Below are 25,873 nucleotides of genomic sequence, written 5' to 3' on the forward strand. Positions count from 1 at the left end.
CGCCGGCGGTTCTCGCGAAAAGGCAGTACGCAATGAGTGGCGTGAACGACATCCGGTCGACATTCCTCGACTACTTCCGCAAGGAGGGTCACGAGATCGTCGCCTCCAGCCCGCTGGTGCCGCGCAACGATCCGACGCTGATGTTCACCAATGCCGGCATGGTGCAGTTCAAGAACGTCTTCACCGGTCTGGAGAAGCGTCCCTATTCGCGGGCCTCGACCGCGCAGAAGAGCGTGCGCGCCGGCGGCAAGCACAACGACCTCGACAATGTCGGCTACACCGCGCGGCATCTCACCTTCTTCGAGATGCTCGGCAATTTCTCGTTCGGCGACTATTTCAAGGAGCGCGCGATCGAGCTTGCGTGGAACCTGATCACCAAGGGTTTCGGCCTCAAGAAGGACAAGCTGCTCGTCACCGTCTATCACACCGACGACGAGGCGGCGGCTTATTGGAAGAAGATCGCCGGCTTCTCCGACGACCGCATCATCCGCATCCCGACCTCGGACAATTTCTGGGCGATGGGCGATACCGGCCCGTGCGGCCCGTGCTCGGAAATCTTCATCGACCGCGGCGAGCATATCTGGGGCGGCCCGCCCGGCAGCCCGGAGGAAGACGGCGACCGGTTCCTCGAATTCTGGAACCTGGTGTTTATGCAGTATGAGCAGGTGACGAAAGAGGAGCGCATCGACCTGCCGCGCCCCTCGATCGACACCGGCCTGGGCCTGGAGCGCATGGCCTCGATCCTGCAAGGCGTCGAAAGCGTCTTCGAAACCGACCTGTTCAGGCATCTGATCGACGCGGCGTCCTCCGCGCTCGGCCAGGGTCCGAGCCAGGAGAACGTCGCATCATACCGCGTCATCGCCGATCATCTGCGCTCGTCCTCCTTCCTGGTGGCCGACGGCGTGCTGCCCTCCAACGAGGGCCGCGGCTATGTGCTGCGCCGTATAATGCGCCGTGCCATGCGCCACGCGCAGCTGCTTGGCGCCAAGGAGCCTTTGATGTGGCAGCTGGTGCCGGCGCTGGTGCGCGAGATGGGCCAGGCCTATCCCGAGCTCGTGCGCGGCGAGGCGCTGATCACCGAGACGCTGAAGCTCGAGGAAACGCGCTTCCGCAAGACGCTGGTGCGCGGCCTCGGCCTGCTTTCGGACGCCACGGAGACGCTGCATGCCGGCGACATGCTGGACGGCGAGACGGCGTTCAAGCTCTACGACACCTATGGCTTCCCGCTCGATCTGACGCAGGATGCGCTGCGCCAGCGCAGCATCTCGGTCGATATCGCCGGCTTCACCGATGCGATGGAACGGCAGAAGGCCGAGGCGCGCGCGCATTGGACGGGCTCGGGCGACGCCGCGACCGAGACGGTGTGGTTCTCGGTGCGCGAAAAGACTGGAGCGACCGAATTCCTCGGCTACGAGACCGAGCAGGCGGAAGGCATCGTCCAGGCACTGGTCAAGGACGGCAAGACCATCGACAGCGCCGGCCAGGGCGATGCCGTCGCCGTGGTCGTCAACCAGACGCCGTTCTATGGCGAATCCGGCGGCCAGATGGGCGATACCGGCGTGATCTCCGGCGACGGATTCTCGATCGAGGTTTCCGATACGCAGAAAAAGGCGGACGGATTGTTCGTGCATCTCGGCAAGGTGGCGAATGGCACGGTCAAGACCGGTGCCGCCGTCGAGCTCAAGGTCGATCATGCCCGCCGCTCCAGGCTGCGCGCCAACCATTCCGCGACACATCTTATCCACGAGGCGCTGCGCGAGGTGCTGGGCACCCATGTCGCGCAGAAGGGATCGCTGGTCGCGCCCGAACGCTTGCGCTTCGACATCTCGCACAACAAGCCGATCTCGTCGGAGGACCTGGAAGAGGTCGAGCGCATGGCCAACGAGATCGTCGTGCAGAACAGCCCGGTGACGACGCGGCTGATGTCGGTCGACGATGCCATCGCCGAGGGTGCGATGGCGCTGTTCGGCGAAAAATATGGCGACGAGGTGCGCGTCGTGTCGATGGGCACCGGCCTGCACGGTGCCAAGGCCAACCGGTCCTATTCGGTAGAGCTGTGCGGCGGCACGCATGTGAGGTCGACCGGCGACATCGGCCTGGTGCGCATCCTCTCGGACAGCGCGGTGGCGGCGGGTGTGCGCCGCATCGAGGCGCTGACGGGCGAGGCGGCGCGCAAGCATCTCGACGAGCAGGACAGGCGGCTGAAGGCCGCGGCGGCGACCCTGAAAATTGCGCCGGCCGATGTGCCGGCTCGTGTCGAAGCACTGCTCGAGGAGCGCAAGAAGCTCGAAAAGGACCTTACGGAAGCGCGCAAGAAACTGGCGCTGGGTGGCGGCTCGGCCGTTGCCGATGCCCCGGCCGCCAACGAGACCGTTGCAGGCGTCGGTTTCCTCGGCAAGGCGGTCACCGGCGTGGCGCCTAAGGACCTGAAGCCGCTGGCGGATGCCGGCAAGAAGACGCTCGGCTCCGGCGTGGTCATCTTTGTCGGCGCTGGCGAGGACAACAAGGCAAGCGTGGTTGTCGGCGTCACCGACGATCTGACCGGCCGCTTCAGCGCCGTCGATCTCGTGCGCGTCGCGTCCGCCGCGCTTGGCGGGCAGGGCGGCGGCGGTCGGCCCGACATGGCGCAGGCCGGCGGCCCCGACGCCTCCAAGGCCAACGACGCCATCGCGGCGGTGAAGGCAGCGCTGGAGGCGGCGTAAGCCGGGCAGCTTAGCGTAGGCCGGTTGCTAATTCTGCGAGGTTAGCGCTGCCCCTCATCTGGCTGCCGCCATCTTCTCCCCGTTGAACGGGGAGAAGGGGCTGTTATCGCGGCTTTCGCCAATGGTCAGCGGTGCAGGAAAGGCGCCGGCGTTGCAACCGCTTCTTTCTCCCCGTTAACGGGGAGAAATGCCCGGCAGGGCAATGAGGGGCGGCGCCGGCGTTGAGGAAATCCACTCGGCCTAAGCGACCTTTTCAGTCCGCGCAAAGCTTGCACGATCAGCGACGCGCGCATACCAATCCCGGACCTCCGCGAACCGCGCCAACAGATCGCGCCCTTGTGTGACCTTGACGAAATAGGCGATGATCGGCGCGGCGTGCAGGTCCGCCAGCGTCAGCTGGTCGCCAAGCAGCCATGGGCCTTGTGCCTTCACCGATCTCAGCACCTTCAGTACCGTCTCCGCCTGAGCAAGGCCGCTGGCAATCAACGCCCAATCCGGTTGCGCCTTCTCAAGCCGCTCGACGGCAACGTCCCAGACCATCGCGCGATAGCCATAGGCGTCGAGCATGCCGATGATCTGGCCCATCCTGGCGCGTCCGCGCGCGTCGGCCGGCTGCAGAGCCGGACCGGCGAAAGCCTCGTCGACGTAGCGTGCGATGGCGCCGGCCTCGAACAGACCAAACCCGTCATGCTCGAAGGCCGGGATGCGGCCGAACGGGTGAAGCTCCAAATACCAGCCCGGAATGCCCTCGGCGGCAAAGATGTCGAGCGGGACGAGCTCGTAGTCGGTACCCTTTTCTTCCAGCGCCAACCGCGCGATGCGCACATAGACGCTGTAGTCGGCACCGTAGAGGATCGGCTTGGTCATCGATTACCCTTCCGCTCTCATTGCTCGCGCCCAAAAAAGAAGGCTCCTTTCGGAGCCTTCGACGTTACCGGGATTTTGGTTTCACCCCATCGCCTTCTGGAGATTCTCGTCGATCTTGTCGAGGAAGCCGGTCGTGGACAGCCAGGGCTGGTCGGGGCCGATCAGCAGCGACAGGTCCTTGGTCATGAACCCGCTCTCGACGGTCTGGATGCAGACCTTTTCCAGCGTCTCGGCGAAGCGCTTCAGCTCGGCATTGTCGTCGAGCTTGGCGCGGTGGGCGAGGCCGCGCGTCCAGGCGAAGATCGAGGCGATCGAATTGGTCGAGGTTTCCTCGCCCTTCTGATGCTGGCGGTAGTGGCGGGTGACGGTGCCGTGCGCGGCTTCGGCCTCCACCGTCTTGCCGTCCGGCGTCATCAGCACCGAGGTCATCAGGCCGAGCGAGCCAAAACCTTGCGCCACCGTATCGGACTGCACGTCGCCGTCATAGTTCTTGCAGGCCCAGACATAGCCGCCCGACCATTTCAGGCTGGAAGCGACCATGTCGTCGATCAGGCGGTGCTCGTACCAGAGTTTCCTCGCCTTGAACTCGGCCTCGAACTCCTTCTCGTAGACCTCCTGGAAGATGTCCTTGAAGCGCCCGTCATAGGCCTTGAGGATGGTGTTCTTGGTCGACAGGTAGACCGGGTAGTTGCGCAGCAGGCCGTAATTCAGCGAGGCGCGGGCGAATTCGCGGATCGATTCGTCGAGATTGTACATGGCCATGGCGACACCGGCGCCGGGCGCGTCATAGACGTCGTGCTCGATCACCTGGCCGTCCTCGCCGACGAACTTGATCGTCAGCTTGCCCTTGCCGGGGAAGCGGAAGTCGGTGGCGCGATACTGGTCGCCGAAGGCATGACGGCCGACGATGATCGGCTTGGTCCAGCCCGGCACCAGGCGCGGCACGTTCTTCATGATGATCGGTTCGCGGAAGATGGTGCCGCCGAGGATGTTGCGGATGGTGCCGTTCGGCGACTTCCACATCTTCTTCAGCTTGAATTCCTCGACGCGCTGCTCGTCGGGGGTGATCGTCGCGCATTTCACGCCGACGCCCCATTTCTTGATGGCGTTGGCCGAGTCGATGGTCACCTGGTCGTTGGTGGCATCGCGGTGCTCGATGCCGAGGTCGTAATATTCAAGCTTCAGGTCGAGATAGGGGTGGATCAGCTTGTCCTTGATGAACTGCCAGATGATGCGGGTCATCTCGTCGCCGTCGAGCTCGACGACCGGGTTTGCCACCTTGATCTTCGCCATGGAAAGAATGCCTCGTTGCTGGGGGATCTGGACGGCCTTGCCCGCATGGTTTCGGCCGGGGGATGCGGAGCGTATATCAAAGGCTTTTTCAGCGCGCAAACCGCGATCCGTGCCTTGGCGGACGGCGCCGCTGTTGTGAATGCTTCATTTTCCGGGCCGGATGTGGCAGGGGACGCTGAAACGCCGCAAACACCGGTTATCCATAACCATGCCAGCCGTCGAAGATACAACCAAAACCGTCTCCGCCGGACCGGCGATCATCCTTGTCGAGCCGCAGCTCGGCGAGAACATCGGCATGGTCGCGCGGGCGATGGCAAATTTCGGTCTATCCGAACTCAGGCTCGTGAACCCGCGCGACGGCTGGCCGAGCGAGAAGGCGCGCGCGGCCGCCAGCCGCGCCGACCACGTCATCGACGCCACCAAGGTCTTCGACGATCTGGCCTCGGCCGTCGCCGATCTCAACTTCGTCTTTGCAACAACCGCGCGCGAGCGCGACGGCTTCAAGCCGGTGCGCGGGCCGGTCGAAGCGGGCAGGGCGCTCAGGGCGCGCGTCGAGGCGGGCGAGCGCGCCGGTATCCTGTTCGGCCGCGAACGCTTCGGCCTCTATAATGACGAGGTCGGGCTCGCCGACGAGATCGTCACCTTCCCGGTCGATCCCGGTTTTTCCTCGCTCAACATCGCCCAGGCCGTACTGCTCATGTCCTACGAGTGGATGAAGTCCGGCCTCACTGACGAGACCCAGACCAACTTCTCCGGGCCGGAGCTGGTGCCGGCGACCAAGGAGCAACTGCACAGCCTGTTCGCCTATCTGGAAAACGCGCTGGAAATGCGCGGCTACTTCCGCCCGGAGGAAAAGAAACCGAAAATGGTCGACAATCTGCGCGCCGTGCTGACGAGGGCGGGATTCGCCGAGCCCGAGCTCAAGGTGCTGCGCGGCATCATCTCGTCGCTCGACCGGTTTTCGCCGGCCATGCCGCGGGGCGATGGCTCGCCAGGGGACGATCCGAGACGGTTGCCGGCCGCCGCACGCAGTCGCGCCAAAGATGACGAAAGTTAAAATTGGTAAGCTGTGAACGTTTGAAGTAACCGAATTTTATTCGGTTGTGCCTCATCCTTGCTGCAATAGTGGGGGTGGCACATGTTTACGTCCAATATTGGTCGACTGCGCTTTTTTCTTTACTCTGTCGGCCTCACCCTGGCCGAAACCGTGGTGATCGTTATCTGCATTGTCGGGACGATCGGCTTCGAGGGACTGCTCAATTCGGCGCCTGGTCCGTCGCGTCAGGGCATGGCCGGCGCGGCCCTCATCGCTTCCCTCATCTTTGTCGCGCTTCGCGGCAACATTGCCTCGCGCCGCGCCCGCGACGCCAATGGGCGCCGCTGGATCCTTTGGGCCTACATCGCCCTTTCCACCGTCTACGCCCTTCTGCAGGCGGGCGTGCTGCTGGTCGTCAAATTCGGCGATCCCGAGAGCATTCCCGGCGGGCTGAACCTGCTTGGACTTTCGATATTCGGCCTCTGGTGCACGATCCTGTGGGCAAAACCTGTCGCGGGCAGCAACATCGATGAATTGACGGATGTTTTCGAGTTCGACGGTCCGCTGCCGGCGCCGGCCCACGTCGGACGCACCACTGTGCCAGCGACCTCACGTACCGCCGCTCCTGCGGCTCGCGTAGCGCCCGCGCCGCAGCCCTTCGGCAGGCCGCGCCCGGCCGGCTTCGGCAAGCGCGGCATATGAGTGAGCCTTAGAGCCGGATGATTTCAGGTCTGTTCGACCTGAAATCTGATTCCGGCTCTAAATCCAGGAGATAGAGCATGATGTCGTCCGAAACCCGCTTCACACTTTTCGGCATCATGCTCCAGCGACTGCGCAAAAGCTGCTCGCATCGCCTCTTCAAGACCACGATCATTCGCGATAGAAGCGCCGTCGGTCCAATCACGGACCTGACGCTTGTCATGGCCGGATGAAAATGAGCGATCGATCAAGCCAACGCCCGATCCTGATGTTCGATTCCGGCGTTGGCGGGCTGACCGTGCTGCGCGAGGCACGTGTGCTGATGCCCGATCGCCGCTTCGTCTATGTCGCCGACGACGCGGCGTTTCCTTACGGCGCATGGGAAGAACCGGCGCTCAAGGAACACATTCTTGCGCTGTTCGCCAAATTGCTCGACCGGCTGCAGCCGGCGATTTCGGTCATCGCCTGCAACACCGCCTCGACCCTGGTGATCGACGCGCTGCGCGAAAAATTCCCCGGCCATCCGTTTGTCGGCACCGTGCCGGCGATCAAGCCGGCGGCCGAGCGCACGCGATCCGGCCTCGTCTCCGTGCTGGCCACGCCCGGCACGGTGAAGCGCCAGTATACGCGCGATCTGATCAGCAAATGGGCGCAGAAATGCCATGTGCGCCTGGTCGGCAGCGACCGGCTGGCGGGCCTCGCCGAGATCTATATGCGCCAGGGTTTCGTCGATGAAGAAGCCGTGCGCGCCGAAATCGCGCCCTGCTTCCTCGAGCGCGACGGCAACCGCACCGACATCGTCGTGCTTGCCTGCACGCATTATCCGTTTCTCGCCAACCGCATGCGCAAGACGGCGCCCTGGCCGGTCGACTGGATCGATCCGGCCGAAGCGATCGCGCGGCGCGCCATGTCGCTGCTCGAGCCTGTCGGAGAGACATCGGGCGAGAGCGAGCCCGATCTTGCCGTCTTCACCTCGGGCAAGGTGGATTTCGCCACGCGGCGGCTGATCCAGGGTTTTGGACTGACCGCGCGCTAGTTAGGCGGCAGATTCGAAGACGATGCTGCGTTGATCAGGATCTGCCGAGACCAGCCTTAGGCTCAGGCCGTCGCCCTGCCTGAGCCCGGAAGCCTTGACGTTGGCGACGACAGGCATGTCGGCAAGCTGAACCCGCACGCCGTGATCGAAAAAGTCGGTGACGACGGCCTTGAACGTCTCACCCTCATGTCCCTTGAGCATCACCGCCTCGGCAAGGTCGATGGCCGCGTGGTTGATCTGCGACGCGCGGGCATCCGCGCGTCCCATCACCTTGGGCAATTTGGCGAACGCGTCGTTGACGGCCTGTGGCACGGGCTGGCCGTTGGCGATGGCCAGCGTGCAGCGCACGACGTAGCGGTCGGCGAGCCGCCTGAGCGGCGCGGTGGCGTGGGCATAGGTCGCGGCCATCGCCTCATGCCAGGGGACAACGCCCTCCACATAAGGCTGGTAGGACGCGCCATTGCCTGCACGGCGGATTTCCAGCATCAGCGCCGCCTGTTTCGGATCGGCCGGATCGAGCGTGCGCTGATAGTCGCGTAGGCCGGTGGAGGCCGGCCAGGACAGGCCGAGCGCCTGTGCCGCGTTGCGCAGTCTTTGCACCTTGGAGGCCTCCGGCCCGGACATAACCCGGAACAGCCCGGTCTTGTGCGCCAGCATGGCGTCGGCAATCGCCATATTGGCCGCCAGCGAAAGTGCTGCATTGTCCTGCTCGGATTGCAGCAGCGGCCTGAACGAAAGCCGGAATGTGCCGTCAGCGAGCTTTTCAACCTCCTGCTCGGGCGGGTCGACGCGCGAAGCGCCGCGACGCTCTTCATTTGTCGCCATGCGCCGCGCCAGTTCCGCGAAGCCGGCCGGAACGTCGGAGACCTGCACGCTGTCATAGGCGAGCTTCGCGCGGCTTTTAATGATTGCCCGCTCCACGCCGTCCAATTTCACCGCACCGTCCTCGGCGACCCGAACCGTGAAGACGACCGCCGGACGCGGTCCATCGGGCAACAAGCTTGCTGCGCCCTCGGCAAGCACCGGCGGGTAGAGCCCGGCCTTGCCGTCCGGCAGGTAAAGCGTTTCGCCCCGGTTCCAGGCTTCGAGATCGACCGCGTCGCCGTCCTCGACGAACCAGGCCACGTCGGCAATGGCATAATGCAAGAGAAGATCGCCGCCGCTCGCCTCGATCGAGAACGCCTGGTCAAGATCGGTCGAGCTCGCCGGATCGAGCGTGACGAAGGGCACCGCAGTCCGGTCGGCATGCTGGTCGGGCACCCGCTTTGCCGCTGTCTCCGCCGCGGCCATTACGTCAGTTGGAAATCCATCCGGCACGTGGAATTCGGTGCGGATTTTCGCGAGGCCGGTGGAGAGTGCTTGTGAGGGATCGGTCAGCGATTTCATGCCGCCGTCCTACACTGGCGTCCCGGACACGGGAAGGCTGCCAACGAAAATCGCCAAGGCCGCAGGCTTGCGAGGGACTGAGCCGCTGACGCTGGAACTGCCGCCGAAGCGCGGCGTTTCTCTTGACAGCAAAGGAGAAACCACCATGCCCGCCACATCGCAAGCCCAGCAAAAAGCCGCCGGCGCGGCACTTTCCGCCAAACGCGGCGAGACCAAGAAGAGCAAACTCAAAGGCGCTTCGCGCGAAATGTATGACTCGATGAGCGAGAAGCAGCTTGAGGAGTTTGCCGAGACCAAGCGCAAGGATCTGCCCAGCAAGAAGTCATAGATCGCAAGATCGAACGAAAAAAGCCCGCGGTGCTGGCCGCGGGCTCTATCTCGATTGGCTCAAGCGGCCGTTTGTCAGCGCCACCAGCAGTGCCGTGTCTTGTAGCGCACGACGTGACGGTGGCCATGCCGCCATACGACCCTTTTCTTCACCACGACGCGGCACACCTGCTTGTGCCCGTGCCAATGCCTGGCCATTGCCGGCTCCGGCGTCATGACCGCCATGGACCCCGCCAACACGGCGGCTCCCGTCAAGGTAAGGAAGAACTTCTTCATGGGAACTCGGACTCCTCTGCTCCAGTCCCTTGATCAAGTATCGGGCGGGCTTGCGGCCAAGGTGGCCGCATCCGCCGTGATGCCGCCGGCGTGCAACTTTCCGCCACATCCAGCACCGCATGCAACGCAGGAATGGTATAGGGTTGCCCTTGGCGCCACCAGCCACAAGCTTGACAGCGGTTAAATCTGTGTTTAACAGGCCCACCAACACCGGGTGGCGACGCCCGGTGGTTTCTTTTGACGTGTCCCGTGGGTTTTCCGTCGCTTTGCGTGGAAAGCCCTGTCAGGTCTCGAAAACGGAGGCCAGAGGAGGGCGCGTTTCCTTCGCCCGGAGCCATGGGGTTTCGGGTATAATGTTTTGAAAGGGAATGCGATGAGCAAGCGCGAATCCGCGAAATACAAGATCGACCGCCGTCTTGGCGAAAACATCTGGGGCCGCCCGAAGTCCCCGGTCAACAAGCGTGAATACGGCCCCGGCCAGCACGGCCAGCGCCGCAAGGGCAAGCTTTCCGACTTCGGCCTGCAGCTGCGCGCCAAGCAGAAGCTGAAGGGTCACTATGGCGACGTTTCGGAAAAGCAGTTCCGCAAGGTCTATGAGGAGGCCGACCGCCGCAAGGGCGACACCTCCGAGAACCTGATCGGCCTGCTCGAGTCGCGTCTCGACGCGGTCGTCTATCGCGCCAAGTTCGTGCCGACCATTTTCGCCGCCCGCCAGTTCGTCAACCACGGCCATGTCAACGTCAACGGCAAGCGCGTCAACATCGGCTCGTATCGCTGCAAGCCGGGCGACATGATCGAGGTGCGCGAGAAGTCGAAGCAGCTCGTGATCGTGCTGGAATCGGTCGGTCTCGCCGAGCGCGACGTGCCGGACTACATCGAAGCCGACCACAACAAGATGACCGCGACTTTCGCTCGCGTTCCCGGCCTGTCGGACGTTCCGTTCGCCGTGCAGATGGAACCGAACCTGGTCGTCGAATTCTACTCGCGCTGATCGATATCAATCAGCTGCAACATCCAGGGCCGCCTCTCGGGGCGGCCTTTTCTTTGTTGGCCAAGTCCGTTAAGCCGAGCGCTGACAATGTGGAGCCGGCGCCATGAATATGCTGCCAGACCTCAAAACCCTTGAGCCGATCGACGATGATGCCGAAGGCGGCTTCCATCCGCTGTTCCGCCACGTGCCGTCCTCGGTCGAGTTCAACAAGCTGCGCAAGCGGCTGCTCAGATTGACGCGCCAGGCGATCGAGGATTTCGCCATGGTGAGGCCCGGCGAACGCTGGCTGGTGGCGCTTTCCGGCGGCAAGGATTCCTACGGCCTGCTCGCGCTGCTGCTCGATCTCAAATGGCGCGGCCTGCTGCCGGTCGAACTGCTCGCCTGCAACCTCGACCAGGGCCAGCCGAATTTCCCGAAACACATCCTGCCCGACTATCTTAACGCCAACGGCATCGCGCACCGCATCGAATATCAGGACACCTATTCGGTGGTGACCGACAAATTACCCGAGGGCAGCACCTATTGCTCGCTCTGCTCGCGGCTGCGGCGCGGCCATCTTTACCGCATCGCGCGGGAGGAGGGGTGTTCCGCGCTGGTGCTTGGCCACCACCGCGAGGATATCCTCGAGACCTTCTTCATGAACCTGTTCCACGGCGGCCGTCTCGCCGCCATGCCGCCCAAGCTTCTCAACGACGAGGGCGACGTCATGGTGCTGCGGCCGCTTGCCTATAACGCCGAGGCGGATCTGGAAAAATTCGCCAACGCGATGAAATTCCCGATCATCCCCTGCGACCTCTGCGGCAGCCAGGAAGGGCTGCAGCGCAACGCCATGAAGGCGATGCTCGACGACATCGAGAAGCGCATGCCGGGCCGCAAGGACACGATGATCCGCGCCATGACCAATGTCCGGCCCTCGCATCTGTTGGACAGAAAGCTGTTCGACTTCGCCGGGCTCGACGCAAACCCAGGACAAGACATTTCCGATGAGATTTGACGATCAGGCGATCGACTGGCTGGCCGAGCTTCTCGCCGAAGCGGCCAGGGCCGAAATCATGCCGCGCTTCCGCCGGCTGGGCGAGGGCGACGTCCGCCAGAAGACGTCCGCCGCCGACCTCGTCACCGAGGCGGATGTCAACGCCGAGCGCCTGATCACCGCCCGACTGCGCGAGCGCTATCCCGATGCCATGGTGGTCGGCGAGGAAGCTTGTTCCGACAATCCGGCGCTGCTTGCAGGCCTGGGCGATGCCGCGCTTGCCTTCGTCATCGATCCGGTCGACGGCACCTTCAACTTCGCCTCCGGCGTGCCGCTGTTCGGCGTCATGGCTGCCGTCGTCGTCAACGGCGAGACCGTCGCCGGCATCATCCACGATCCGGTCGGCAAGGACTGGCTGATTGGCGCCAAAGGCGCCGGCAGCCATATCCGCCATGCGCATGGCGCGCTGGAGAAGGTCGGCGTTGCCGCACCGGTGCCTATGTCGCAGATGACCGGCTCCGTTTCCTGGCAGTTTCTCAATGAGCCTGAGCGCTCGCGGCTCCCCCGCAACCAGACCAAGACGCTGTCGCAATTTGCCTATCGTTGCGCGGCGCATGAATACCGGCTGCTGGCCGGCGGCCACGCGCATTTCGTCCTCTACAACAAGCTGATGCCCTGGGATCATCTGGCCGGCGCGCTGATCCATCACGAAGCAGGCGGGCATGCGGCGCGCATCGACGGCAGCGCCTATTTGCCGTCGCATGTCGATGGCGGCCTGCTCGTGGCACCGGACAAGCATAGCTGGGACGAGTTGCGCCGCGAGCTCTGGGCGGACTGATCCGAGCTGTCGCCTCAGACCGGCGGGTTGTGTGGCTGGAACAGCCGTCCGCCCTCGGCGACCAGGATCATCAGCAAAGCAGCGACCGAGACGCTGCAGAAGCCGGCGGCAAGCGGCGTCACCGTGCCGTTGTAGGCCTGGCCGATCAGCGTGCCGAGGATGCCACCGAGAAAGGTCTGCATGAAGCCGAGGATGGACGACGCGGTGCCCGCGAGCGCGCCGAGCGGTTCCATGGCAAGGGCATTGAAATTCGCGCCGAGGCAGCCGAACGGCACCATCGCGCCGGCAAAGAAGGCGATGAACAGCCAGAGCGGCATCTGCATCTCCAGCGAGACGACGAGCCATATCAGGCTGATGGCGAGGAACAGCAGCAGCGCGCTTTGCGACAGGCGGCGCATGCCGACCCGCCCGACAAGCCTAGCGTTGAGGAAGTTCGAGAAGGCGAGCACGCCGGCGACGCCGGCGAAGATCAGCGGGAACAGTTCGCCGACATGGAAGACCTCGAGATAGATCTGCTGGGCCGAATTGATGAAGCCGAACATGGCCCCGAAGATGAAGGTGCTGGCGAACGCATAGCAGACCGCGACGCGGTTGGTGAGCACGATGCGGAAGCCGCCGACGATCGCGTTGACGGTCAATGGCCGGCGGTATTCCGGATGCAGCGTTTCCGGCAGGCGCAGCAGCGACCATGCCGAGACGATCAGCGCGCCGATGGCCATGGTGACGAAGATCCAGTGCCATGTGGCGAACAGCATGATGAACTGGCCGATGCCGGGCGCGACGACCGGGATCGCCATGAACACCATGAAGATCAGCGACATCACCTCGGCCATGCGCCGGCCATCGAACGTATCGCGCACGATCGAGACGGCGATGACGCGCGTCGCGGCGGCGCCGATGCCCTGCACGACACGGCAGGCGAGCAGGATGGCAAAGGTGGGTGCGACAGCGGCGGCGGCAACCGCCGCGACATAGATGATCAGACCGGCGACCAGCGGCGCGCGGCGGCCGAAACGATCCGAGATCGGCCCGAAGAAAAGCTGTCCGGTGCCGAAGCCGAGAATGTAGGCAGTGATGACGTATTGGCGGTGGTTTTCGTTTTCGACGCCGAGCGAGGCGCCGATCTGCTGCAGCGCCGGCAGCATGATGTCGATGGCCAGCGAATTGAGTGCCATGAGCGCTGCGCAAAGCGCGATGAATTCCCAGCGCGGAATAGGCAAGCTGCTTGCCCGTTGCGACGCTTCTACCTGCTTGTCCACGGCAAAGTCCGATCTTTCAAACGAACAAGCGCCGGCTGGCCGGCGCTGGTTCGTCTCATTCCCGAAATTCGGGTCTATAAATTGCCGAGGTGGGGGCAGCCCCGGGCTATGCTTGCCGGTCGGAGGGCTGGCCTCCGCGCCGGCGAGCAAAGATTGAATCAGGCGGCGCCTTTGACGCTGACGCCCTTTTCGACCAGGAAGTCCTGCAACTCGCCGGCCTGGAACATTTCGCGCACGATGTCGCAACCGCCGACGAATTCGCCCTTCACATAGAGCTGCGGGATGGTCGGCCAGTTGGAATAGTCCTTGATGCCCTGGCGCAGTTCGGCCGAGTCGAGCACGTTGACGCCTTTGTAGTCGGCCCCGATGTAATCGAGGATCTGCACCACCTGGCCCGAGAACCCGCATTGCGGGAAGCCGGGCGTGCCCTTCATGAAGAGCACGACGTCGTTGCTCTTCACTTCATTGTCGATGTAGTCGTTGATGCCGGTCATGGACTATCCTTTCACGCCTGTGGGAGTCAGGCTCGAAGCATGTCCCTCAAATAAACCCATAGGTTGGCTGAAACAAGACGTTAGCCGCGCCGGCCTTGGAATGGCGCAAGGAATGGGCCGAGTTGGGCCAAGCCCGGGGGCGGCAGGCCTCAGTCCGGGACGCTGGTCTGAAGCGCCAGCGCATGCAGCACGCCGCCCATATTGCCCTTCAGCGCGTCATAGACCATCTGGTGCTGCTGCACACGGCTCTTGCCCCGAAAGCTTTCCGCCACCACTTCGGCCGCATAATGGTCGCCGTCGCCGGCCAGATCGCGGATCGTCACCCTGGCGTCCGGAATGCCTTCCTTGATCAGTTTTTCGATGTCGTGGGCATCCATTGCCATGGCAAAATCCTGTTTTAAGCGGGCATATATCCTGTTTTAAGCGGGCATATATGGTGTGACTCGGATGAGCCTAAAGCCTTTCCAGCCGGGATTGAAGCCTAAGGCTTATCCTGCTCGGAGCGAACCACGCCGTCTTCGGTGATGTCATCGCGCGTTGAATAGGCGCGGCCGAGGCTGAAGACCAGCACGTAGAGCGGGATGTTGATCAACAGGCTGACGATGGGAAGGTAGCTCGTCATCTGCCATGCGGTTGAGAAGAAGGCCTGACCGTAGCCGTCGCAGGTCAAGGACGAGCCATAATCCCAAACTGCCCCGATCACCGTGGCGACGGCAAAGAGCTTGATGCAAGTCGCAATGTGCGTTGCCCGCGCCGGCTCCGGAGAAAGCCTGTTCCACAGCACCAGGCAGACGATCGGAACCACGTAGATCAGCGTCTGCACGATGAGCATCGGTAGCGTGCCGTTGGCCGCCGCCAGGAACTCGGCGCGGGTTTCCAGCCGCGGACAGACCTCGCTCGAGGTCGTCGACAGCAGGAACAAGACGAACGGTCCGAGAAACCAGAAGAAGAACAGCGACGGCCAGAAGACGACTGCAACCAGCGCCTTGGCGGTTAAAGCATGTCGCATAAAAAAGGATTTATGCGGCATGCTTTAGGTCTTCTATTTTAAGCATGTCTTATTCCCGAAACCGCTGCTCACTTTCGGGAGACATGCTTCTGGCCTCGTCAACTGGCCTGATCCATGAAGCGCGGGAACCAGCCTTCATGGGTGGCGGTCAACTCGCCGACCGGGATTGGCCGTGCCTCGCCGAGCTTCAATTCACGCCCGCCGGTGGTGCCGATCCAGGGCGCGAAGATGCCGAGCATGCCCTGCTCTTCGCGGATCCTGTCCCATTCGTCGCTTTGCGGGTCGATCGACAGCGTCAGCAGATAACGGCCCTGATCCTCGCCGAACCAGACCGGGATAGGCTCGGTGCCGGTGAGGCCGGGAATGGTGGCGCCGATGCCTGACGCCATCGCCATTTCGGCGAGCGCCACGGCTAGGCCGCCGTCGGAGACGTCGTGGGCTGATGTCACGATGCCGGAAGCGATCAACGAGCGCACATGGTCGCCGACCCGCTTCTCATGGTCGAGGTCGACCGGCGGCGGCGGACCGTCGGCGCGGCCATGGATGTCGCGCATATAGACGGACTGGCCGAGATGGCTGCCCCAGCTCGCCGGCGCGCCGACCAGCACGATCATCTGGCCCTCGGCGGCAAAGCCGATGCGCGCCATTTTCGACCAGTCGGCGATGAGGCCGACGCCGCCGATGGTCGGCGTGGGCAGGATGCCGCGGCCATTGGTTTCGTTGTAGAGCGAGACATTGCCGGAGACGATCGGGAAGCCGAGCGCGCGGCAGGCATCGCCGATGCCCTTAATGGCGCCGACGAACTGGCCCATGATCTCGGGCCGTTCCGGATTGCCGAAATTGAGGTTGTCGGTGGCGGCGAGCGGCAAGGCGCCGGTGGCGGTCAGGTTGCGCCAGCATTCGGCCACCGCCTGCTTGCCGCCTTCGTAAGGGTCGGCCTCGCAGTAGCGCGGCGTGACGTCGGAGGAGAAGGCCAGCGCCTTTGTCGGGTGACCCTCGACGCGCACCACGCCGGCGTCGCCGCCGGGAAGCTGCAGCGAATTGCCCTGGATCAGCGTGTCGTACTGCTCCCACACCCAGCGGCGCGAGGAGAGGTCCGGTCCGCCGAGCAGTTTGAGCAGCGCGTCGGCGACATCGGCCTTCGGTGCATCGTTTGCGGCGAGCGGCGCGGGTTTCTTCGCCTCGACCCAGGGGCGGTCATATTCCGGCGCCTGGTCGCCCAGTTCCTTGATCGGCAGATTGGCGACCTCGTCGCCCTGATGGATGATGCGGAAGCGCAGGTCGTCGGTGGTCTTGCCGACGACGGCGAAGTCGAGCCCCCATTTGCGGAAGATCGCCTCGGCTTCCTCTTCCTTCTCGGGGCGCAGCACCATCAGCATGCGCTCCTGGCTTTCCGACAGCATCATCTCATAGGCGCTCATGCGCTCCTCGCGCACCGGCACCTTGTCGAGATCGAGCTCGATGCCGAGGTCGCCCTTGGCGCCCATCTCGACCGCCGAGCAGGTGAGGCCGGCCGCACCCATGTCCTGAATGGCGATGACGGCGCCCGACGCCATCAGCTCGAGGCAGGCTTCCAGCAGGCATTTTTCGGTGAAAGGGTCGCCAACCTGCACGGTCGGCCGCTTTTCCTCGATCTTGTCGTCGAACTCGGCCGAAGCCATGGTGGCGCCGCCGACGCCGTCGCGTCCGGTCTTGGCGCCGAGATAGACGACCGGCAGGCCGACGCCCTTGGCCTGCGACAGGAAGATGGCATTGGTCTTGGCGAGGCCCGCCGCGAAGGCGTTGACCAGGATGTTGCCGTTATAGCGCGCGTCGAAATTCACCTCGCCGCCGACGGTCGGAACGCCGAAGGAATTGCCGTAGCCACCGACGCCCGAAACCACGCCGGCAACCAGATGGCGGGTCTTGGGATGGTCAGGCGCCCCGAAGCGCAGCGCGTTCATCGCCGCAACCGGCCGTGCACCCATGGTGAAGACGTCGCGCAGGATGCCGCCGACGCCGGTCGCCGCGCCCTGATACGGCTCGATATAGGAAGGGTGGTTGTGGCTCTCCATCTTGAAGACCACGCAGTCGCCATCGCCGATGTCGACCACACCGGCATTCTCGCCGGGACCCTGGATCACCTGCGGGCCGCTCGTCGGCAGCGTGCGCAGCCATTTCTTGGAAGATTTATAGGAGCAGTGCTCGTTCCACATCGCCGAGAAAATGCCGAGCTCGGTGAAGCTTGGCTCGCGGCCGACCAGATCGAGGATGCGCTGGTATTCGTCGGGCTTCAGCCCATGCGCGGCGACGAGCTCAGGGGTGATCGGCACGGAATTGGAAATGGTCATGAGCAGCGATTTTTGTCCGTGGGAGAGGGGGATTTCTGAGTCTCCTCTTATCGCAAGCTTTCGCGCGATACACCCCATCGCATGACGAAAAACGCCGGAAAGCTGCCTCTATAGCCAACGCTTGCCGGCTTGATCGGGCTTGCCGGCTTGAGGAACCGGGCTCAGGAAAAACTGTCGTAGCCGGCACGGCCTTCGTCGAGCAGGCGGCGGATGACGGCGACGCCGCCTGCGACGTCCTTGCTTTGCCGGGGTTGCGATACGCCGAAGCGGACGCCGTGAAAGACCTGCTCGGAACGGCCGGCCTTGAACTCGTCCTCATCGTCGATGAGCACGCCTTGCGCCAGGCAGGCGTTCTTGAAGGTGCCGGACAGCCAAGGGTCCGGCAAGGTCAGCCAGATGAAGGGCACGTTGTCCCTTGTCTTGATGTCGAACCCCGCCAGCACGTCGCGCACGATGGCGAGACGTGTCTCGATCTCGGCAATGCAGCGCTTGCGGATTTCGCCTGCCTGGCCCGACATCACCAGCCTTGTGCCGACCTCGGCCAGCAGGAAGGGCAGGCCGCCGGTCATCATCTTGTGGGCGACGCGGATGCGATGGCGATAGGTGGGCGGGCAGGAGAGCCAGCCGCCGCGCACGCCGGCCGCGACAGACTTAGACAGGCCACCGGCGACGATCGTGCGCTCCGGCGCATATTCGGCCAGCAGCGGTGTCGGGTCGTCGGTGAGTTCGCCATAAAGATCGTCCTCGATCAGCACGACATTGTACTCGCGTGCGATCCGCGCTATCGCCTGTCGCCGCTCCGCCGAGAGCGTCACCAGCGTCGGGTTCTTCGCCGTCGGCATCAGGAACATCACTTTCGGATGTTTCTGCGCGCAGACACGTTCGAAATCGTCCGGGTCGATGCCATCCTCGTCCGTCAAGACCAGTGCGATGCGACGCCCGATCAGCCCGGCGCTGCGCGCGATCTGCGAATAGGTCAGGTGCTCGAAGACCACGTAGTCGCCAGGCATGGTCAGCGCCGCGATCGCCGCCATGACCGCGGCATGGGTGCCCAGCGTCGGCACGATTGAATCAGGCGAGGGGCGGAAGGCGTTGCGCGCCAGCCAGCGGCTGCCTGCCTCGTACCAGCGCTCGGGAAAATCACGCGTGTAGCTTGAAATGTCGTGCGGATGTTCGTGCGCCGTGCGTGCCAGCATGTCGGCAATCACGGCGCCCTGGCCGACATCGGGCGCGGCGGTGCTGTCGAAACGCAGCTTGCCGCTCGGCGCGTCGATGAGGCGCGTGCCTTGCAAGCCTGGTTCGACTTCGGGCTTCGGGGTCTCGGCGCGCTGGCCGAGCACATAGGTGCCGCGCCCGACCTCGCCGCTCACCAGGCCGCGTTCGCGCAGCAGTTGATAGGCCCTGCCGATGGTGCCGACGGTCGTGCCGATATCATAGGCGAGGTCGCGCTGCGGCGGCAGTTTCGCACCGGCATCGATGACGCCCTTGTCGATATCTGACTCAATGCTGTCAGCAAGGCGCTGATAGAGTGGACCGGAGCCGGAAGAGAGATCAGGGAGCCAATTTGTCATGGTGACAATTTTCTATATTGCACCACGTGGTGAGTCAATCCATATCGAACCCGCGATTGGAAAGGTGCAATCGAGACAAGGCACAATGACAATGGATACAATTGAGACAATTCGCTACGCCGGCCCGGCGTCTCGCGCGCAGACCGATGCTCCGAGCCGCCGCGGCTTCATCGGTCGCATGGTGCTCGTGCTCCGCTCCATCGCGAAGCAGGTCCACCGCATGCTGGAGCGCCGGCGCGGGCGTCTTGCACTCTTGGAGATGACGGACGATCAGCTCAAGGATATCGGCATTTCGCGTTGCGATGCGTATCGCGAAGGCGTCAGAGCATTCTGGGAGTGACGATCTATCCTCGAGTGACGATCTATCCTCGAGTGACGATCTATCGTCGAATGACGATCTATCCTCGCCGCGATGCAATCCGGGTTGCGGGCTTTCCCCGCAGCCGGCCGATGCCGTGATCGACAAGCACGACGAGCACACTCAATCCGACGAACAACGCGGTGATAGCCAGTGCCGAGACGGCGACGCTGGCCGCGCCGTTCTTGGCGACGTCAAGGAACGGGTAGGGTACTTCGCCGACGAATGGCGCGCGTATCAGCGCATAGGCGAGGTAGGCGATCGGATAGATCATCCACCAGGAGATGTCGCGCCAGCGCGTGCTGCCGTCGGCGCCTGTGGTGAGCCACCACACGACGAAGATAAAGGGCGTGATGTAGTGGAGCAGGATGTCGCAAAGCAGGAACAGGCCCTGCGGTTGCCACAGGCCTGCCAGCACGGTCGTATAGACGATGAAGACCAGCGTCATGGCGACCGCGACGCCTGCGCGCATGCGCTGCCCAGCGAAGGCCGGGAACCACGCATAGCCGGCCGGTGAGACCAGCGCGGCATGCACCATCACCGCCGCGATGTTGGTCAGGATGGTGAAGAAGCTGAAATAGAAGACGATCGAGCCGAGCAAGCTGCGTCCCGCCGCCATCGATGCCGGTATGGTGATGGCGAATTGCAGGACGAGGCCGATAAGCCCGATAACCAGTCCCGCCATCTGCAGGAACCGGCTCATGGCAGATTCACGCTGCAGCCGCGCAGGACGGATTGCCGGCCTGCCAGCGAGCGATGTCGGAGCCTATGCGCGCGCCGAGCGGCTCGTTCATCAGCGGACCAAAGACGTCGACGCGGCTGGAATTGCCTTGCGCCTGCACGACCAGCAGCGGCTTGCCGCCATAATGCTTGGCGGGCACCAGCAAGAAGCGCGGCGTGCCGCTGTAGGAATTGAGCTCATTTGCCATCTGGTAGGCCTTGAAGGCGGGATCCTTGCTGGCGATCCAGCATTTGTGCGCCGAGATGGCGACCTGCTCCATGGCAAGCAGCGAGGCGCTTTTGCCTGACGGCACCGGCGCGGTCTTGGGGCTGGACTGGCACGAAGCCAAAGCAAGCCCGGCGGCGGCCACGAGAGCAAGGCGAGCAATCGTCGGTCTCATGGTCAGTCCGCCCCCGCGTTCCGATAGGGATGTCAAAGGATCAGGCCGCGACGCCGAGCGCGCTTTCAAACAGCGCCCGTCCGTCATTGCCGCCATGCGCCGCCTCGATCAGGTTCTCCGGATGCGGCATCAGGCCCAGCACATTGCCCTTGTCGTTGACGATGCCGGCGATGTCGTTGATCGAGCCGTTGGGATTGGTGCCGTCCGCGTAGCGGAACACCACCTGGCCTTCGCCTTCGAGCCGGGCAAGCGTCTCGGCATCGGCGAAATAATTGCCGTCATGATGCGCCACGGGCGAGCGGATGACCTGCCCGGGCTGGTAGCCGCGCGTGAACATGGTGTTGGCGTTGGCGATCTGTAGCTTCACCTGGCGGCAGACGAATTTCAGCGACGAATTGCGCATCAGCGCGCCGGGCAGCAGCCCGGCCTCGACCAGGATCTGGAAGCCGTTGCAGACGCCGATGACGGTGACGCCCTTGGCGGCCTTTTCGGCGACCGCCCGCATCACCGGCATGCGTGCCGCGATCGCGCCGCAGCGCAGATAGTCGCCGAAGGAGAAGCCGCCGGGGATGGCGATCAGGTCGACATCAGGGATTTCCGTGTCGGTCTGCCAGACGGTCGCCGGCGCCTGACCGGAAATCTTGGTCAGCGCCGCGATCATGTCGCGGTCGCGGTTGAGGCCAGGCAGGAGGACGACGGCTGATTTCATTTTGGTTCGAAAGGCCTCTGATTTTCGGCAAGTTCCCGCAAGTCGAGACGGCGGTCTATGCGTTCGAGTCGCTCGTCCTGACGGGCCAGAATTCCATAGATGTTGTGAATGTCGCTCTGCGTGGCCACCATGTGGCCTCGCATGACATTCAATTCGCGCTTCGTTTCGGACACATCTTGGCGAAGCTCACCAATTTCGTGGTGCACACGCTTCAATAGTTCGAACATCAATTCGTTCGTGGCTTCCGGCATAGTGCCTCCGGCACAACCTCAGGTTATGGCCACACTATAGTTCTCAATCACCGTGTTCGCCAGAAGCTTGTCGCACATGGCCTTGAGATCGGCCTCGGCCTTGGCCTTGTCGGCACCGGTCAGCTCGATGTCGAACACCTTGCCCTGGCGCACCTGGCCGACGCCGTCGAAGCCGAGGCCGGAGAGCGCGTGCTCGATCGCCTTGCCCTGCGGGTCGAGAACGCCGTTCTTGAGGGTCACGGTGATACGCGCTTTCATCGATGCTCCTAGGCGGACGGTCTTTTGGGAAAGGGGCCTGCCATTGCCCGGCAGGCCCATCAGTATTTAATGCTTCAGGCCCTTGGGCGATTCGGTTGAGGCGACGAGCACCGGGCCGGTCGGCCGCGGCGGCTCGTTCTCGTTGATGATGCCGAGACGGCGGGCAACTTCCTGATAGGCCTCGACCAGGCCGCCCATGTCACGGCGGAAGCGGTCCTTGTCGAGCTTGTCCTGGGTCGCGACGTCCCACAGCCGGCAGGAATCCGGCGAAATCTCGTCGGCGACGACGATACGCATCATATCGCCCTCGAACAGGCGGCCGCATTCGATCTTGAAGTCGACGAGCTGGATGCCGACGCCGAGGAACAGGCCGGAAAGGAAGTCGTTGACGCGGATGGCCAACGCCATGATGTCGTCAATTTCCTGCGGGCTTGCCCAGCCGAAGGCGGTGATGTGCTCTTCCGACACCATCGGGTCGTCGAGCGCGTCGGCCTTGTAATAGAATTCGATGATCGAGCGCGGCAGCACCGTGCCTTCCTCGATGCCGAGGCGCTTGGACAGCGAGCCGGCGGCGACATTGCGCACGACGACCTCTAGCGGGATGATCTCGACTTCCTTGATCAGCTGCTCACGCATGTTGAGCCGGCGGATGAAGTGGGTCGGGATGCCCATGCGGTTCAGATGGTTGAAGATGTGCTCCGAAATGCGGTTGTTGAGCACGCCCTTGCCATCGACCACTTCATGTTTCTTCTTGTTGAAGGCTGTGGCATCGTCCTTGAAGAACTGGATCAGCGTCCCGGGCTCAGGCCCCTCATAGAGGATCTTGGCCTTGCCTTCGTAAATGCGGCGGCGATTTTTCATCTGATTTTTTCTCTGGATCTGCGGGCAGGCGGCAAGTGACCACTTCCTGTCCGTCTGCCTAAATTAGTATGGCGACGGTAGCGTTCAATGCCGGTGTTATCGCAATCGCCTTGTTTGCTCAATCGCCAAATCCCGCGAATCAACCGCTTTCGGGACTGAAATGCCGCAGCGCAGCATGCGACGAAGCATATTGACCGGCTCGCGGCCTTTTGATTTGTGCTTGCCCATCACATATTCACAGCGAACGCGAATCGGATTGATCGGAGGGACGTCATGAGCAGCATGAAAGACCGTGAAGAGGGCTTTGAGCGCAAATTCGTCTTCGACGAGGAACTTCGCTTCAAGGCCGCGGCACGGCGAAACAAGGCGCTTGGCCTCTGGGCGGCCGAGAAACTGGGCAAATCCGGCGCCGATGCGGAAGCCTACGCCAAGGAAGTGGTGGTCGCCGATATAGAGGAAGCGGGCGATCACGACGTCTTCCGCAAGATCCGCAAGGATTTCGATGCCGCCGGCGTCAACCAGTCCGACCATCAGATCCGCCGCACCATGGACGAGTTGATGGCGGAGGCCATCGAGCAGATCAAGAATGCCTGAGGCTGGATGAGCATGATATCGTCCGAAAACCGCGTCACACTTTTCGGCATCATGCTCTATCTCTTTGTTTTTACGCAATTCCGGACGGAAAACCGTTTCACACTTTTCCTGGAATTGCTCTGACTGGACCAATCGACCGCCCAGCATAACCGGGCGGTTTTTCTTTGCCTTCCCGTGGTTTCCGGCTGAAACTGCGGATTGTTAACAAGGAAAGTTCCGATGTCGCTCAAGTCCCGCCTGGCCGCCGACGAAACGCTGTTCACCGCCTGGTCGGGCGTGCCGGACGCGCTGACGGTCGAAATCATCGCCAAGCAGGGTTTTGACGCCGTCACCCTCGACATGCAGCATGGCGGCCACCACGAGGACAGCGTGCTGCGCGGCCTCGTGCCTGTGCTGGCCGCCAACAAGCCGGCGCTGGTGCGCATCCCGGTCGGACGCTTCGACATGGCGAGCCGCGCGCTTGATTTCGGCGCCGAGGCGGTGATCGCGCCGATGGTGAACTCCGTGGCCGATGCCCGGCAGTTCGCCGCCGCGATGAAATATCCGCCGCTGGGCGAGCGCTCCTGGGGGCCGACCTACGCCTTTCCGCGCCACGGCAAGGGCGACCATGCCGAATGGCTGCGCGATTCGAACCAGCGCACGATGGCCTTCGCGATGGTCGAGACGCGGGCGGCATTCGAGGTGCTGGACGGCATTTTGGACACGCCCGGCATCGACGGCATCTTCGTCGGTCCTTCCGATTTTTCGATCGCCTGGTCGAACGGCACCACCATCAATTCGACGCTGGAAAGCATGATGGAGACGGTCGCTTCGATCGCCGAGCGGACGCGCAAGGCCGGAAAGCATGCGGCGATCTACGTCATCGAGCCGGCGATTGCCGGCCGCGTCGTGTCGATGGGCTACCGGCTGCTCGCCATGGGCTCGGACCACACGCTGATCTCGCTCGGCGCAAAAACCCTTTTGAAAAGCATGCGGGATTCGATCGGCGGCTGAGGGAGCCTTACGGCTGCTTCAACTCCGTCAGGAACTTGGCGAAAGTCATCGAACCCTCCGGCCATGGGCCGAAGCCGGCATCCTGGTTGAGATGGCCGGCCTCGCCGGCGTCGATGAAGAGCGATCCCCAGGCGGCGGCGATGTCCTCGGCGATCTCGAAGGCGCAGAACGGATCGTTGCGGCTGGCAATCACGATCGACGGAAAGGGCAGGGGATCGCGCGAATAAGGGCCGAAGGTCATCAGATGCCTCGGCCTGATTTCCGGATTGGAGACATCCGGCGGCGCCACGAAGAAGGCGCCGGCGACCGGCTTCTTGAATTGCGGGATAGCCTGCACCGCCGCCGCCACGCCGAGCGAGTGCGCGACGAGCACCACCGGCCGTTCGGCTTCATTGACGGCATTCGCCACGCTCGCCGTCCAGTCCTCGCGCACCGGCTTCGTCCATTCCGCCTGCTCGACCCGGCGGGCCGTCGACAGTTTCGACTGCCAGCGGGTCTGCCAGTGCTCGGGGCCGGAATTGGTGTAGCCCGGAACGATCAAAATATCTGTGTCTTTGACTTTCATGGCGCCGATGTAGCGAGCGGCCTTGTCGCCTGCAACCCTGTCGCAAATATCGGCGCCATCACAATTGTGAACAACTTGTTCGATTCTTGCTGTCTTGTGTGAACGATCGCAATCGACGATTTGAGGGGAAGAATGGCTGGCGGCCTGAAAAACCCATCTTGGGAACGAGCGCCGCCCGAACGGAGAGCTTGATGAGCGAATTGCCTTTTGCCGCGACCACCCCGGTCAGCGTGTCGCGCGTGGGGTTGAAGGCGCGCGACGCCGAGAGCCTGGCTGCCTATTACCGCGCCGTCGTCGGCCTGCGGGAACTGAGCCGCGCCGATGGCGCGATCACGCTCGGCGCAGCCAACCGGCCATTGCTGGTGCTCGAAGCGGATTCTTCGGCCAAGCCGGATGATCCGCGCAGCGCCGGTCTTTTCCACACCGCTTTCCTTTTGCCGTCGCGCGCCGATCTCGGCCGCTGGATCAGCCACGCTGCCGCCAATCAAATCCGCATCGAGGGCGCGTCGGACCATCTGGTCAGCGAGGCGCTCTATCTGACCGACCCGGAGGGCAATGGCATCGAGATCTATGCCGACCGCAGCCCTCAGGACTGGAAATGGAACGGCGACCGTATCGCCATGGCGACCGAGCGGCTGAACCTTCAGGCGGTGGTCGGCAGCGTGCCGGCGGGCGATGCCGGCTGGCAGGGTGCGCCGGAAAACACCATTGTCGGCCATGTGCATCTGCGCGTCGGTCGGCCGGAAGACGCGGAAGCCTGGTGGCATGACGAGTTCGGCTTCGACACCGTCGCCAAATATGGCGGCCAGGCGGTGTTCCTGTCGTCCGGCCATTACCATCACCATATCGGCGCCAATGCCTGGCAGAGCGCCGGCGCGGGAAAGCGCGATCCGTCTCGCTCAGGCCTCGCCTGGGTCGAAATGCGCTCGAACAATGTGAAGGCGGAGACTGCGCGGGAAGACCCATGGGGTACTGTGATCAGGACTGTGCCCGGTAAGGCTTGATCCGGCGTTGGTGACAGCGTCTTTCTCCCCGTCACTATACGGGGAGAAATGCCCGGCAGGGCAATGAGGGGC

30 protein-coding genes are annotated in these 25,873 nt (G+C 63.3%); 13 read left to right on the forward strand and 17 right to left on the reverse strand.

Annotation, left to right across the window (positions count from 1 at the left end; all coding sequences use genetic code 11):
- Positions 1–32 precede the first annotated feature (32 nt).
- A complete protein-coding gene (gene alaS, locus RFM98_RS02720) occupies positions 33–2,702 on the forward strand; it encodes an alanine--tRNA ligase (protein ID WP_320307387.1) in 2,670 nt (889 codons plus the stop codon).
- Positions 2,703–2,942: 240 nt separating this feature from the next.
- On the opposite strand, the gene RFM98_RS02725 is transcribed toward alaS, so the two are convergent.
- Both RFM98_RS02725 and RFM98_RS02730 read right to left on the reverse strand, forming a co-directional pair.
- On the reverse strand, positions 2,943–3,569 hold the full coding sequence (locus RFM98_RS02725) for a glutathione S-transferase family protein (protein ID WP_320307388.1): 627 nt from the start codon (positions 3,567–3,569) through the stop codon (positions 2,943–2,945).
- A gap of 81 nt (positions 3,570–3,650) precedes the next feature.
- Positions 3,651–4,862, reverse strand: coding sequence for an NADP-dependent isocitrate dehydrogenase (locus RFM98_RS02730; protein ID WP_320307389.1), 1,212 nt, complete (start codon positions 4,860–4,862; stop codon positions 3,651–3,653).
- Between the two features lie 208 nt (positions 4,863–5,070).
- Here RFM98_RS02730 and RFM98_RS02735 point away from each other — a divergent pair, with 208 nt between their 5' ends.
- The 4 genes from RFM98_RS02735 to murI all read left to right on the forward strand — a co-directional run bounded on the left by RFM98_RS02735 (position 5,071) and on the right by murI (position 7,633).
- Positions 5,071–5,919 (forward strand): RNA methyltransferase, encoded by an 849-nt coding sequence (locus tag RFM98_RS02735; protein ID WP_320307390.1) that lies wholly within the window; start codon positions 5,071–5,073, stop codon positions 5,917–5,919.
- Positions 5,920–6,000: 81 nt separating this feature from the next.
- On the forward strand, positions 6,001–6,600 hold the full coding sequence (locus RFM98_RS02740; RefSeq protein ID WP_320307391.1) for a hypothetical protein: 600 nt from the start codon (positions 6,001–6,003) through the stop codon (positions 6,598–6,600).
- Positions 6,601–6,677: 77 nt separating this feature from the next.
- Complete coding sequence (locus RFM98_RS02745; RefSeq protein WP_320307392.1) at positions 6,678–6,830, forward strand: hypothetical protein; 153 nt, start codon at positions 6,678–6,680, stop codon at positions 6,828–6,830.
- Positions 6,831–6,832: 2 nt separating this feature from the next.
- On the forward strand, positions 6,833–7,633 hold the full coding sequence (murI, locus tag RFM98_RS02750) for a glutamate racemase (protein WP_320307393.1): 801 nt from the start codon (positions 6,833–6,835) through the stop codon (positions 7,631–7,633).
- Here murI and RFM98_RS02755 read toward each other — a convergent pair whose 3' ends face one another.
- Positions 7,634–9,019 carry an RNB domain-containing ribonuclease gene (locus tag RFM98_RS02755; RefSeq protein ID WP_320307394.1) on the reverse strand — a complete coding sequence of 462 codons (1,386 nt, stop codon included), beginning with the start codon at positions 9,017–9,019 and terminating at the stop codon, positions 7,634–7,636. It abuts the gene before it with no gap.
- A gap of 145 nt (positions 9,020–9,164) precedes the next feature.
- Between RFM98_RS02755 and RFM98_RS02760 the strand changes: the two genes are divergently transcribed.
- The gene (locus tag RFM98_RS02760; RefSeq protein ID WP_320213593.1) at positions 9,165–9,347 is read left to right on the forward strand and encodes a DUF3008 family protein; all 183 of its coding nucleotides are present in this window, start codon (positions 9,165–9,167) and stop codon (positions 9,345–9,347) included.
- 74 nt (positions 9,348–9,421) lie between these two features.
- Here RFM98_RS02760 and RFM98_RS02765 read toward each other — a convergent pair whose 3' ends face one another.
- Positions 9,422–9,622 (reverse strand): hypothetical protein, encoded by a 201-nt coding sequence (locus RFM98_RS02765; RefSeq protein WP_320307395.1) that lies wholly within the window; start codon positions 9,620–9,622, stop codon positions 9,422–9,424.
- A 373-nt stretch (positions 9,623–9,995) separates the two neighbouring features.
- Between RFM98_RS02765 and rpsD the strand changes: the two genes are divergently transcribed.
- The 3 genes from rpsD (at position 9,996) to RFM98_RS02780 (ending at position 12,424) form a co-directional block, all read left to right on the forward strand.
- On the forward strand, positions 9,996–10,613 hold the full coding sequence (rpsD, locus tag RFM98_RS02770; protein WP_320307396.1) for a 30S ribosomal protein S4: 618 nt from the start codon (positions 9,996–9,998) through the stop codon (positions 10,611–10,613).
- Between the two features lie 109 nt (positions 10,614–10,722).
- The gene (ttcA, locus tag RFM98_RS02775) at positions 10,723–11,607 is read left to right on the forward strand and encodes a tRNA 2-thiocytidine(32) synthetase TtcA (RefSeq protein WP_320307543.1); all 885 of its coding nucleotides are present in this window, start codon (positions 10,723–10,725) and stop codon (positions 11,605–11,607) included.
- Entirely contained in the window at positions 11,597–12,424 is an 828-nt protein-coding gene (locus RFM98_RS02780; RefSeq protein WP_320307397.1) for an inositol monophosphatase family protein, read from the forward strand. Before ttcA ends, RFM98_RS02780 begins: the two co-directional genes overlap by 11 nt.
- A 14-nt stretch (positions 12,425–12,438) precedes the next feature.
- Here RFM98_RS02780 and RFM98_RS02785 read toward each other — a convergent pair whose 3' ends face one another.
- From RFM98_RS02785 to RFM98_RS02810, 6 genes are all read right to left on the reverse strand, one after another.
- Positions 12,439–13,599 carry a multidrug effflux MFS transporter gene (locus tag RFM98_RS02785; RefSeq protein WP_430682240.1) on the reverse strand — a complete coding sequence of 387 codons (1,161 nt, stop codon included), beginning with the start codon at positions 13,597–13,599 and terminating at the stop codon, positions 12,439–12,441.
- 242 nt (positions 13,600–13,841) lie between these two features.
- Entirely contained in the window at positions 13,842–14,177 is a 336-nt protein-coding gene (gene grxD, locus RFM98_RS02790) for a Grx4 family monothiol glutaredoxin (protein WP_059185116.1), read from the reverse strand.
- A 149-nt stretch (positions 14,178–14,326) separates the two neighbouring features.
- The gene (locus RFM98_RS02795; RefSeq protein ID WP_320213573.1) at positions 14,327–14,560 is read right to left on the reverse strand and encodes a BolA/IbaG family iron-sulfur metabolism protein; all 234 of its coding nucleotides are present in this window, start codon (positions 14,558–14,560) and stop codon (positions 14,327–14,329) included.
- A gap of 98 nt (positions 14,561–14,658) precedes the next feature.
- Complete coding sequence (locus RFM98_RS02800; RefSeq protein ID WP_320307399.1) at positions 14,659–15,186, reverse strand: hypothetical protein; 528 nt, start codon at positions 15,184–15,186, stop codon at positions 14,659–14,661.
- A gap of 98 nt (positions 15,187–15,284) precedes the next feature.
- A complete protein-coding gene (gene purL, locus RFM98_RS02805) occupies positions 15,285–17,516 on the reverse strand; it encodes a phosphoribosylformylglycinamidine synthase subunit PurL (protein ID WP_320307400.1) in 2,232 nt (743 codons plus the stop codon).
- 161 nt (positions 17,517–17,677) lie between these two features.
- Positions 17,678–19,087: an aminotransferase-like domain-containing protein gene (locus tag RFM98_RS02810; protein ID WP_320307401.1), complete on the reverse strand. Its 1,410-nt coding sequence runs from the start codon at positions 19,085–19,087 to the stop codon at positions 17,678–17,680.
- On the opposite strand from RFM98_RS02810, the gene RFM98_RS02815 reads away from it, so the two are divergent.
- Positions 19,086–19,427, forward strand: coding sequence for a DUF1127 domain-containing protein (locus RFM98_RS02815; RefSeq protein ID WP_430682241.1), 342 nt, complete (start codon positions 19,086–19,088; stop codon positions 19,425–19,427). The genes RFM98_RS02810 and RFM98_RS02815 overlap by 2 nt on opposite strands.
- 58 nt (positions 19,428–19,485) lie before the next feature.
- Here the strand turns inward: RFM98_RS02815 and RFM98_RS02820 are convergent, their stop codons facing one another.
- The 6 genes from RFM98_RS02820 to purC form a co-directional block, all read right to left on the reverse strand.
- Positions 19,486–20,148 carry a Pr6Pr family membrane protein gene (locus tag RFM98_RS02820; RefSeq protein ID WP_320307402.1) on the reverse strand — a complete coding sequence of 221 codons (663 nt, stop codon included), beginning with the start codon at positions 20,146–20,148 and terminating at the stop codon, positions 19,486–19,488.
- Between the two features lie 7 nt (positions 20,149–20,155).
- Positions 20,156–20,566, reverse strand: coding sequence for a hypothetical protein (locus RFM98_RS02825; protein WP_320307403.1), 411 nt, complete (start codon positions 20,564–20,566; stop codon positions 20,156–20,158).
- A 40-nt stretch (positions 20,567–20,606) separates the two neighbouring features.
- Positions 20,607–21,275 (reverse strand): phosphoribosylformylglycinamidine synthase subunit PurQ, encoded by a 669-nt coding sequence (gene purQ / locus RFM98_RS02830; RefSeq protein WP_320307404.1) that lies wholly within the window; start codon positions 21,273–21,275, stop codon positions 20,607–20,609.
- Complete coding sequence (locus tag RFM98_RS02835) at positions 21,272–21,526, reverse strand: hypothetical protein (protein WP_320213567.1); 255 nt, start codon at positions 21,524–21,526, stop codon at positions 21,272–21,274. The genes purQ and RFM98_RS02835 overlap by 4 nt, the downstream gene beginning before the upstream one ends.
- An 18-nt stretch (positions 21,527–21,544) precedes the next feature.
- Complete coding sequence (purS, locus tag RFM98_RS02840; RefSeq protein ID WP_320235638.1) at positions 21,545–21,784, reverse strand: phosphoribosylformylglycinamidine synthase subunit PurS; 240 nt, start codon at positions 21,782–21,784, stop codon at positions 21,545–21,547.
- 66 nt (positions 21,785–21,850) lie between these two features.
- The gene (gene purC, locus RFM98_RS02845) at positions 21,851–22,645 is read right to left on the reverse strand and encodes a phosphoribosylaminoimidazolesuccinocarboxamide synthase (protein ID WP_320213565.1); all 795 of its coding nucleotides are present in this window, start codon (positions 22,643–22,645) and stop codon (positions 21,851–21,853) included.
- A gap of 273 nt (positions 22,646–22,918) precedes the next feature.
- Between purC and RFM98_RS02850 the strand changes: the two genes are divergently transcribed.
- The gene (locus RFM98_RS02850) at positions 22,919–23,239 is read left to right on the forward strand and encodes a DUF1476 domain-containing protein (protein ID WP_320213564.1); all 321 of its coding nucleotides are present in this window, start codon (positions 22,919–22,921) and stop codon (positions 23,237–23,239) included.
- A gap of 219 nt (positions 23,240–23,458) precedes the next feature.
- Complete coding sequence (locus RFM98_RS02855) at positions 23,459–24,232, forward strand: HpcH/HpaI aldolase family protein (protein WP_320307405.1); 774 nt, start codon at positions 23,459–23,461, stop codon at positions 24,230–24,232.
- 7 nt (positions 24,233–24,239) lie between these two features.
- Here the strand turns inward: RFM98_RS02855 and RFM98_RS02860 are convergent, their stop codons facing one another.
- Positions 24,240–24,797, reverse strand: coding sequence for an RBBP9/YdeN family alpha/beta hydrolase (locus RFM98_RS02860; RefSeq protein ID WP_320213562.1), 558 nt, complete (start codon positions 24,795–24,797; stop codon positions 24,240–24,242).
- 191 nt (positions 24,798–24,988) lie between these two features.
- On the opposite strand from RFM98_RS02860, the gene RFM98_RS02865 reads away from it, so the two are divergent.
- On the forward strand, positions 24,989–25,801 hold the full coding sequence (locus RFM98_RS02865) for a VOC family protein (protein WP_320307406.1): 813 nt from the start codon (positions 24,989–24,991) through the stop codon (positions 25,799–25,801).
- Positions 25,802–25,873: the final 72 nt, after the last annotated feature.

The sequence above is a fragment of the Mesorhizobium australafricanum genome (assembly GCF_033977265.1).
GTDB lineage: Bacteria > Pseudomonadota > Alphaproteobacteria > Rhizobiales > Rhizobiaceae > Mesorhizobium > Mesorhizobium australafricanum.

Bases quoted from the DNA above. Each gene is read 5' to 3' on its own strand.
- RFM98_RS02800 (WP_320307399.1), bottom strand. From the start codon at position 15,186: ATGCGACATGCTTTAACCGCCAAGGCGCTGGTTGCAGTCGTCTTCTGG.
- purQ (WP_320307404.1), bottom strand. From the start codon at position 21,275: ATGAAATCAGCCGTCGTCCTCCTGCCTGGCCTCAACCGCGACCGCGAC.
- RFM98_RS02795 (WP_320213573.1), bottom strand. From the start codon at position 14,560: ATGGCAATGGATGCCCACGACATCGAAAAACTGATCAAGGAAGGCATT.
- RFM98_RS02820 (WP_320307402.1), bottom strand. From the start codon at position 20,148: ATGAGCCGGTTCCTGCAGATGGCGGGACTGGTTATCGGGCTTATCGGC.
- RFM98_RS02760 (WP_320213593.1), top strand. From the start codon at position 9,165: ATGCCCGCCACATCGCAAGCCCAGCAAAAAGCCGCCGGCGCGGCACTT.
- RFM98_RS02735 (WP_320307390.1), top strand. From the start codon at position 5,071: ATGCCAGCCGTCGAAGATACAACCAAAACCGTCTCCGCCGGACCGGCG.
- RFM98_RS02825 (WP_320307403.1), bottom strand. From the start codon at position 20,566: ATGAGACCGACGATTGCTCGCCTTGCTCTCGTGGCCGCCGCCGGGCTT.
- ttcA (WP_320307543.1), top strand. From the start codon at position 10,723: ATGCTGCCAGACCTCAAAACCCTTGAGCCGATCGACGATGATGCCGAA.
- RFM98_RS02810 (WP_320307401.1), bottom strand. From the start codon at position 19,087: ATGACAAATTGGCTCCCTGATCTCTCTTCCGGCTCCGGTCCACTCTAT.
- RFM98_RS02740 (WP_320307391.1), top strand. From the start codon at position 6,001: ATGTTTACGTCCAATATTGGTCGACTGCGCTTTTTTCTTTACTCTGTC.
- RFM98_RS02815 (WP_430682241.1), top strand. From the start codon at position 19,086: ATGGTGACAATTTTCTATATTGCACCACGTGGTGAGTCAATCCATATC.
- RFM98_RS02755 (WP_320307394.1), bottom strand. From the start codon at position 9,019: ATGAAATCGCTGACCGATCCCTCACAAGCACTCTCCACCGGCCTCGCG.
- RFM98_RS02745 (WP_320307392.1), top strand. From the start codon at position 6,678: ATGATGTCGTCCGAAACCCGCTTCACACTTTTCGGCATCATGCTCCAG.
- RFM98_RS02730 (WP_320307389.1), bottom strand. From the start codon at position 4,862: ATGGCGAAGATCAAGGTGGCAAACCCGGTCGTCGAGCTCGACGGCGAC.
- purC (WP_320213565.1), bottom strand. From the start codon at position 22,645: ATGAAAAATCGCCGCCGCATTTACGAAGGCAAGGCCAAGATCCTCTAT.
- rpsD (WP_320307396.1), top strand. From the start codon at position 9,996: ATGAGCAAGCGCGAATCCGCGAAATACAAGATCGACCGCCGTCTTGGC.
- murI (WP_320307393.1), top strand. From the start codon at position 6,833: ATGAGCGATCGATCAAGCCAACGCCCGATCCTGATGTTCGATTCCGGC.
- RFM98_RS02780 (WP_320307397.1), top strand. From the start codon at position 11,597: ATGAGATTTGACGATCAGGCGATCGACTGGCTGGCCGAGCTTCTCGCC.
- purL (WP_320307400.1), bottom strand. From the start codon at position 17,516: ATGACCATTTCCAATTCCGTGCCGATCACCCCTGAGCTCGTCGCCGCG.
- RFM98_RS02865 (WP_320307406.1), top strand. From the start codon at position 24,989: ATGAGCGAATTGCCTTTTGCCGCGACCACCCCGGTCAGCGTGTCGCGC.
- RFM98_RS02860 (WP_320213562.1), bottom strand. From the start codon at position 24,797: ATGAAAGTCAAAGACACAGATATTTTGATCGTTCCGGGCTACACCAAT.
- alaS (WP_320307387.1), top strand. From the start codon at position 33: ATGAGTGGCGTGAACGACATCCGGTCGACATTCCTCGACTACTTCCGC.
- grxD (WP_059185116.1), bottom strand. From the start codon at position 14,177: ATGACCGGCATCAACGACTACATCGACAATGAAGTGAAGAGCAACGAC.
- RFM98_RS02850 (WP_320213564.1), top strand. From the start codon at position 22,919: ATGAGCAGCATGAAAGACCGTGAAGAGGGCTTTGAGCGCAAATTCGTC.
- RFM98_RS02855 (WP_320307405.1), top strand. From the start codon at position 23,459: ATGTCGCTCAAGTCCCGCCTGGCCGCCGACGAAACGCTGTTCACCGCC.
- RFM98_RS02725 (WP_320307388.1), bottom strand. From the start codon at position 3,569: ATGACCAAGCCGATCCTCTACGGTGCCGACTACAGCGTCTATGTGCGC.
- purS (WP_320235638.1), bottom strand. From the start codon at position 21,784: ATGAAAGCGCGTATCACCGTGACCCTCAAGAACGGCGTTCTCGACCCG.
- RFM98_RS02785 (WP_430682240.1), bottom strand. From the start codon at position 13,599: ATGGCACTCAATTCGCTGGCCATCGACATCATGCTGCCGGCGCTGCAG.
- RFM98_RS02835 (WP_320213567.1), bottom strand. From the start codon at position 21,526: ATGCCGGAAGCCACGAACGAATTGATGTTCGAACTATTGAAGCGTGTG.
- RFM98_RS02765 (WP_320307395.1), bottom strand. From the start codon at position 9,622: ATGAAGAAGTTCTTCCTTACCTTGACGGGAGCCGCCGTGTTGGCGGGG.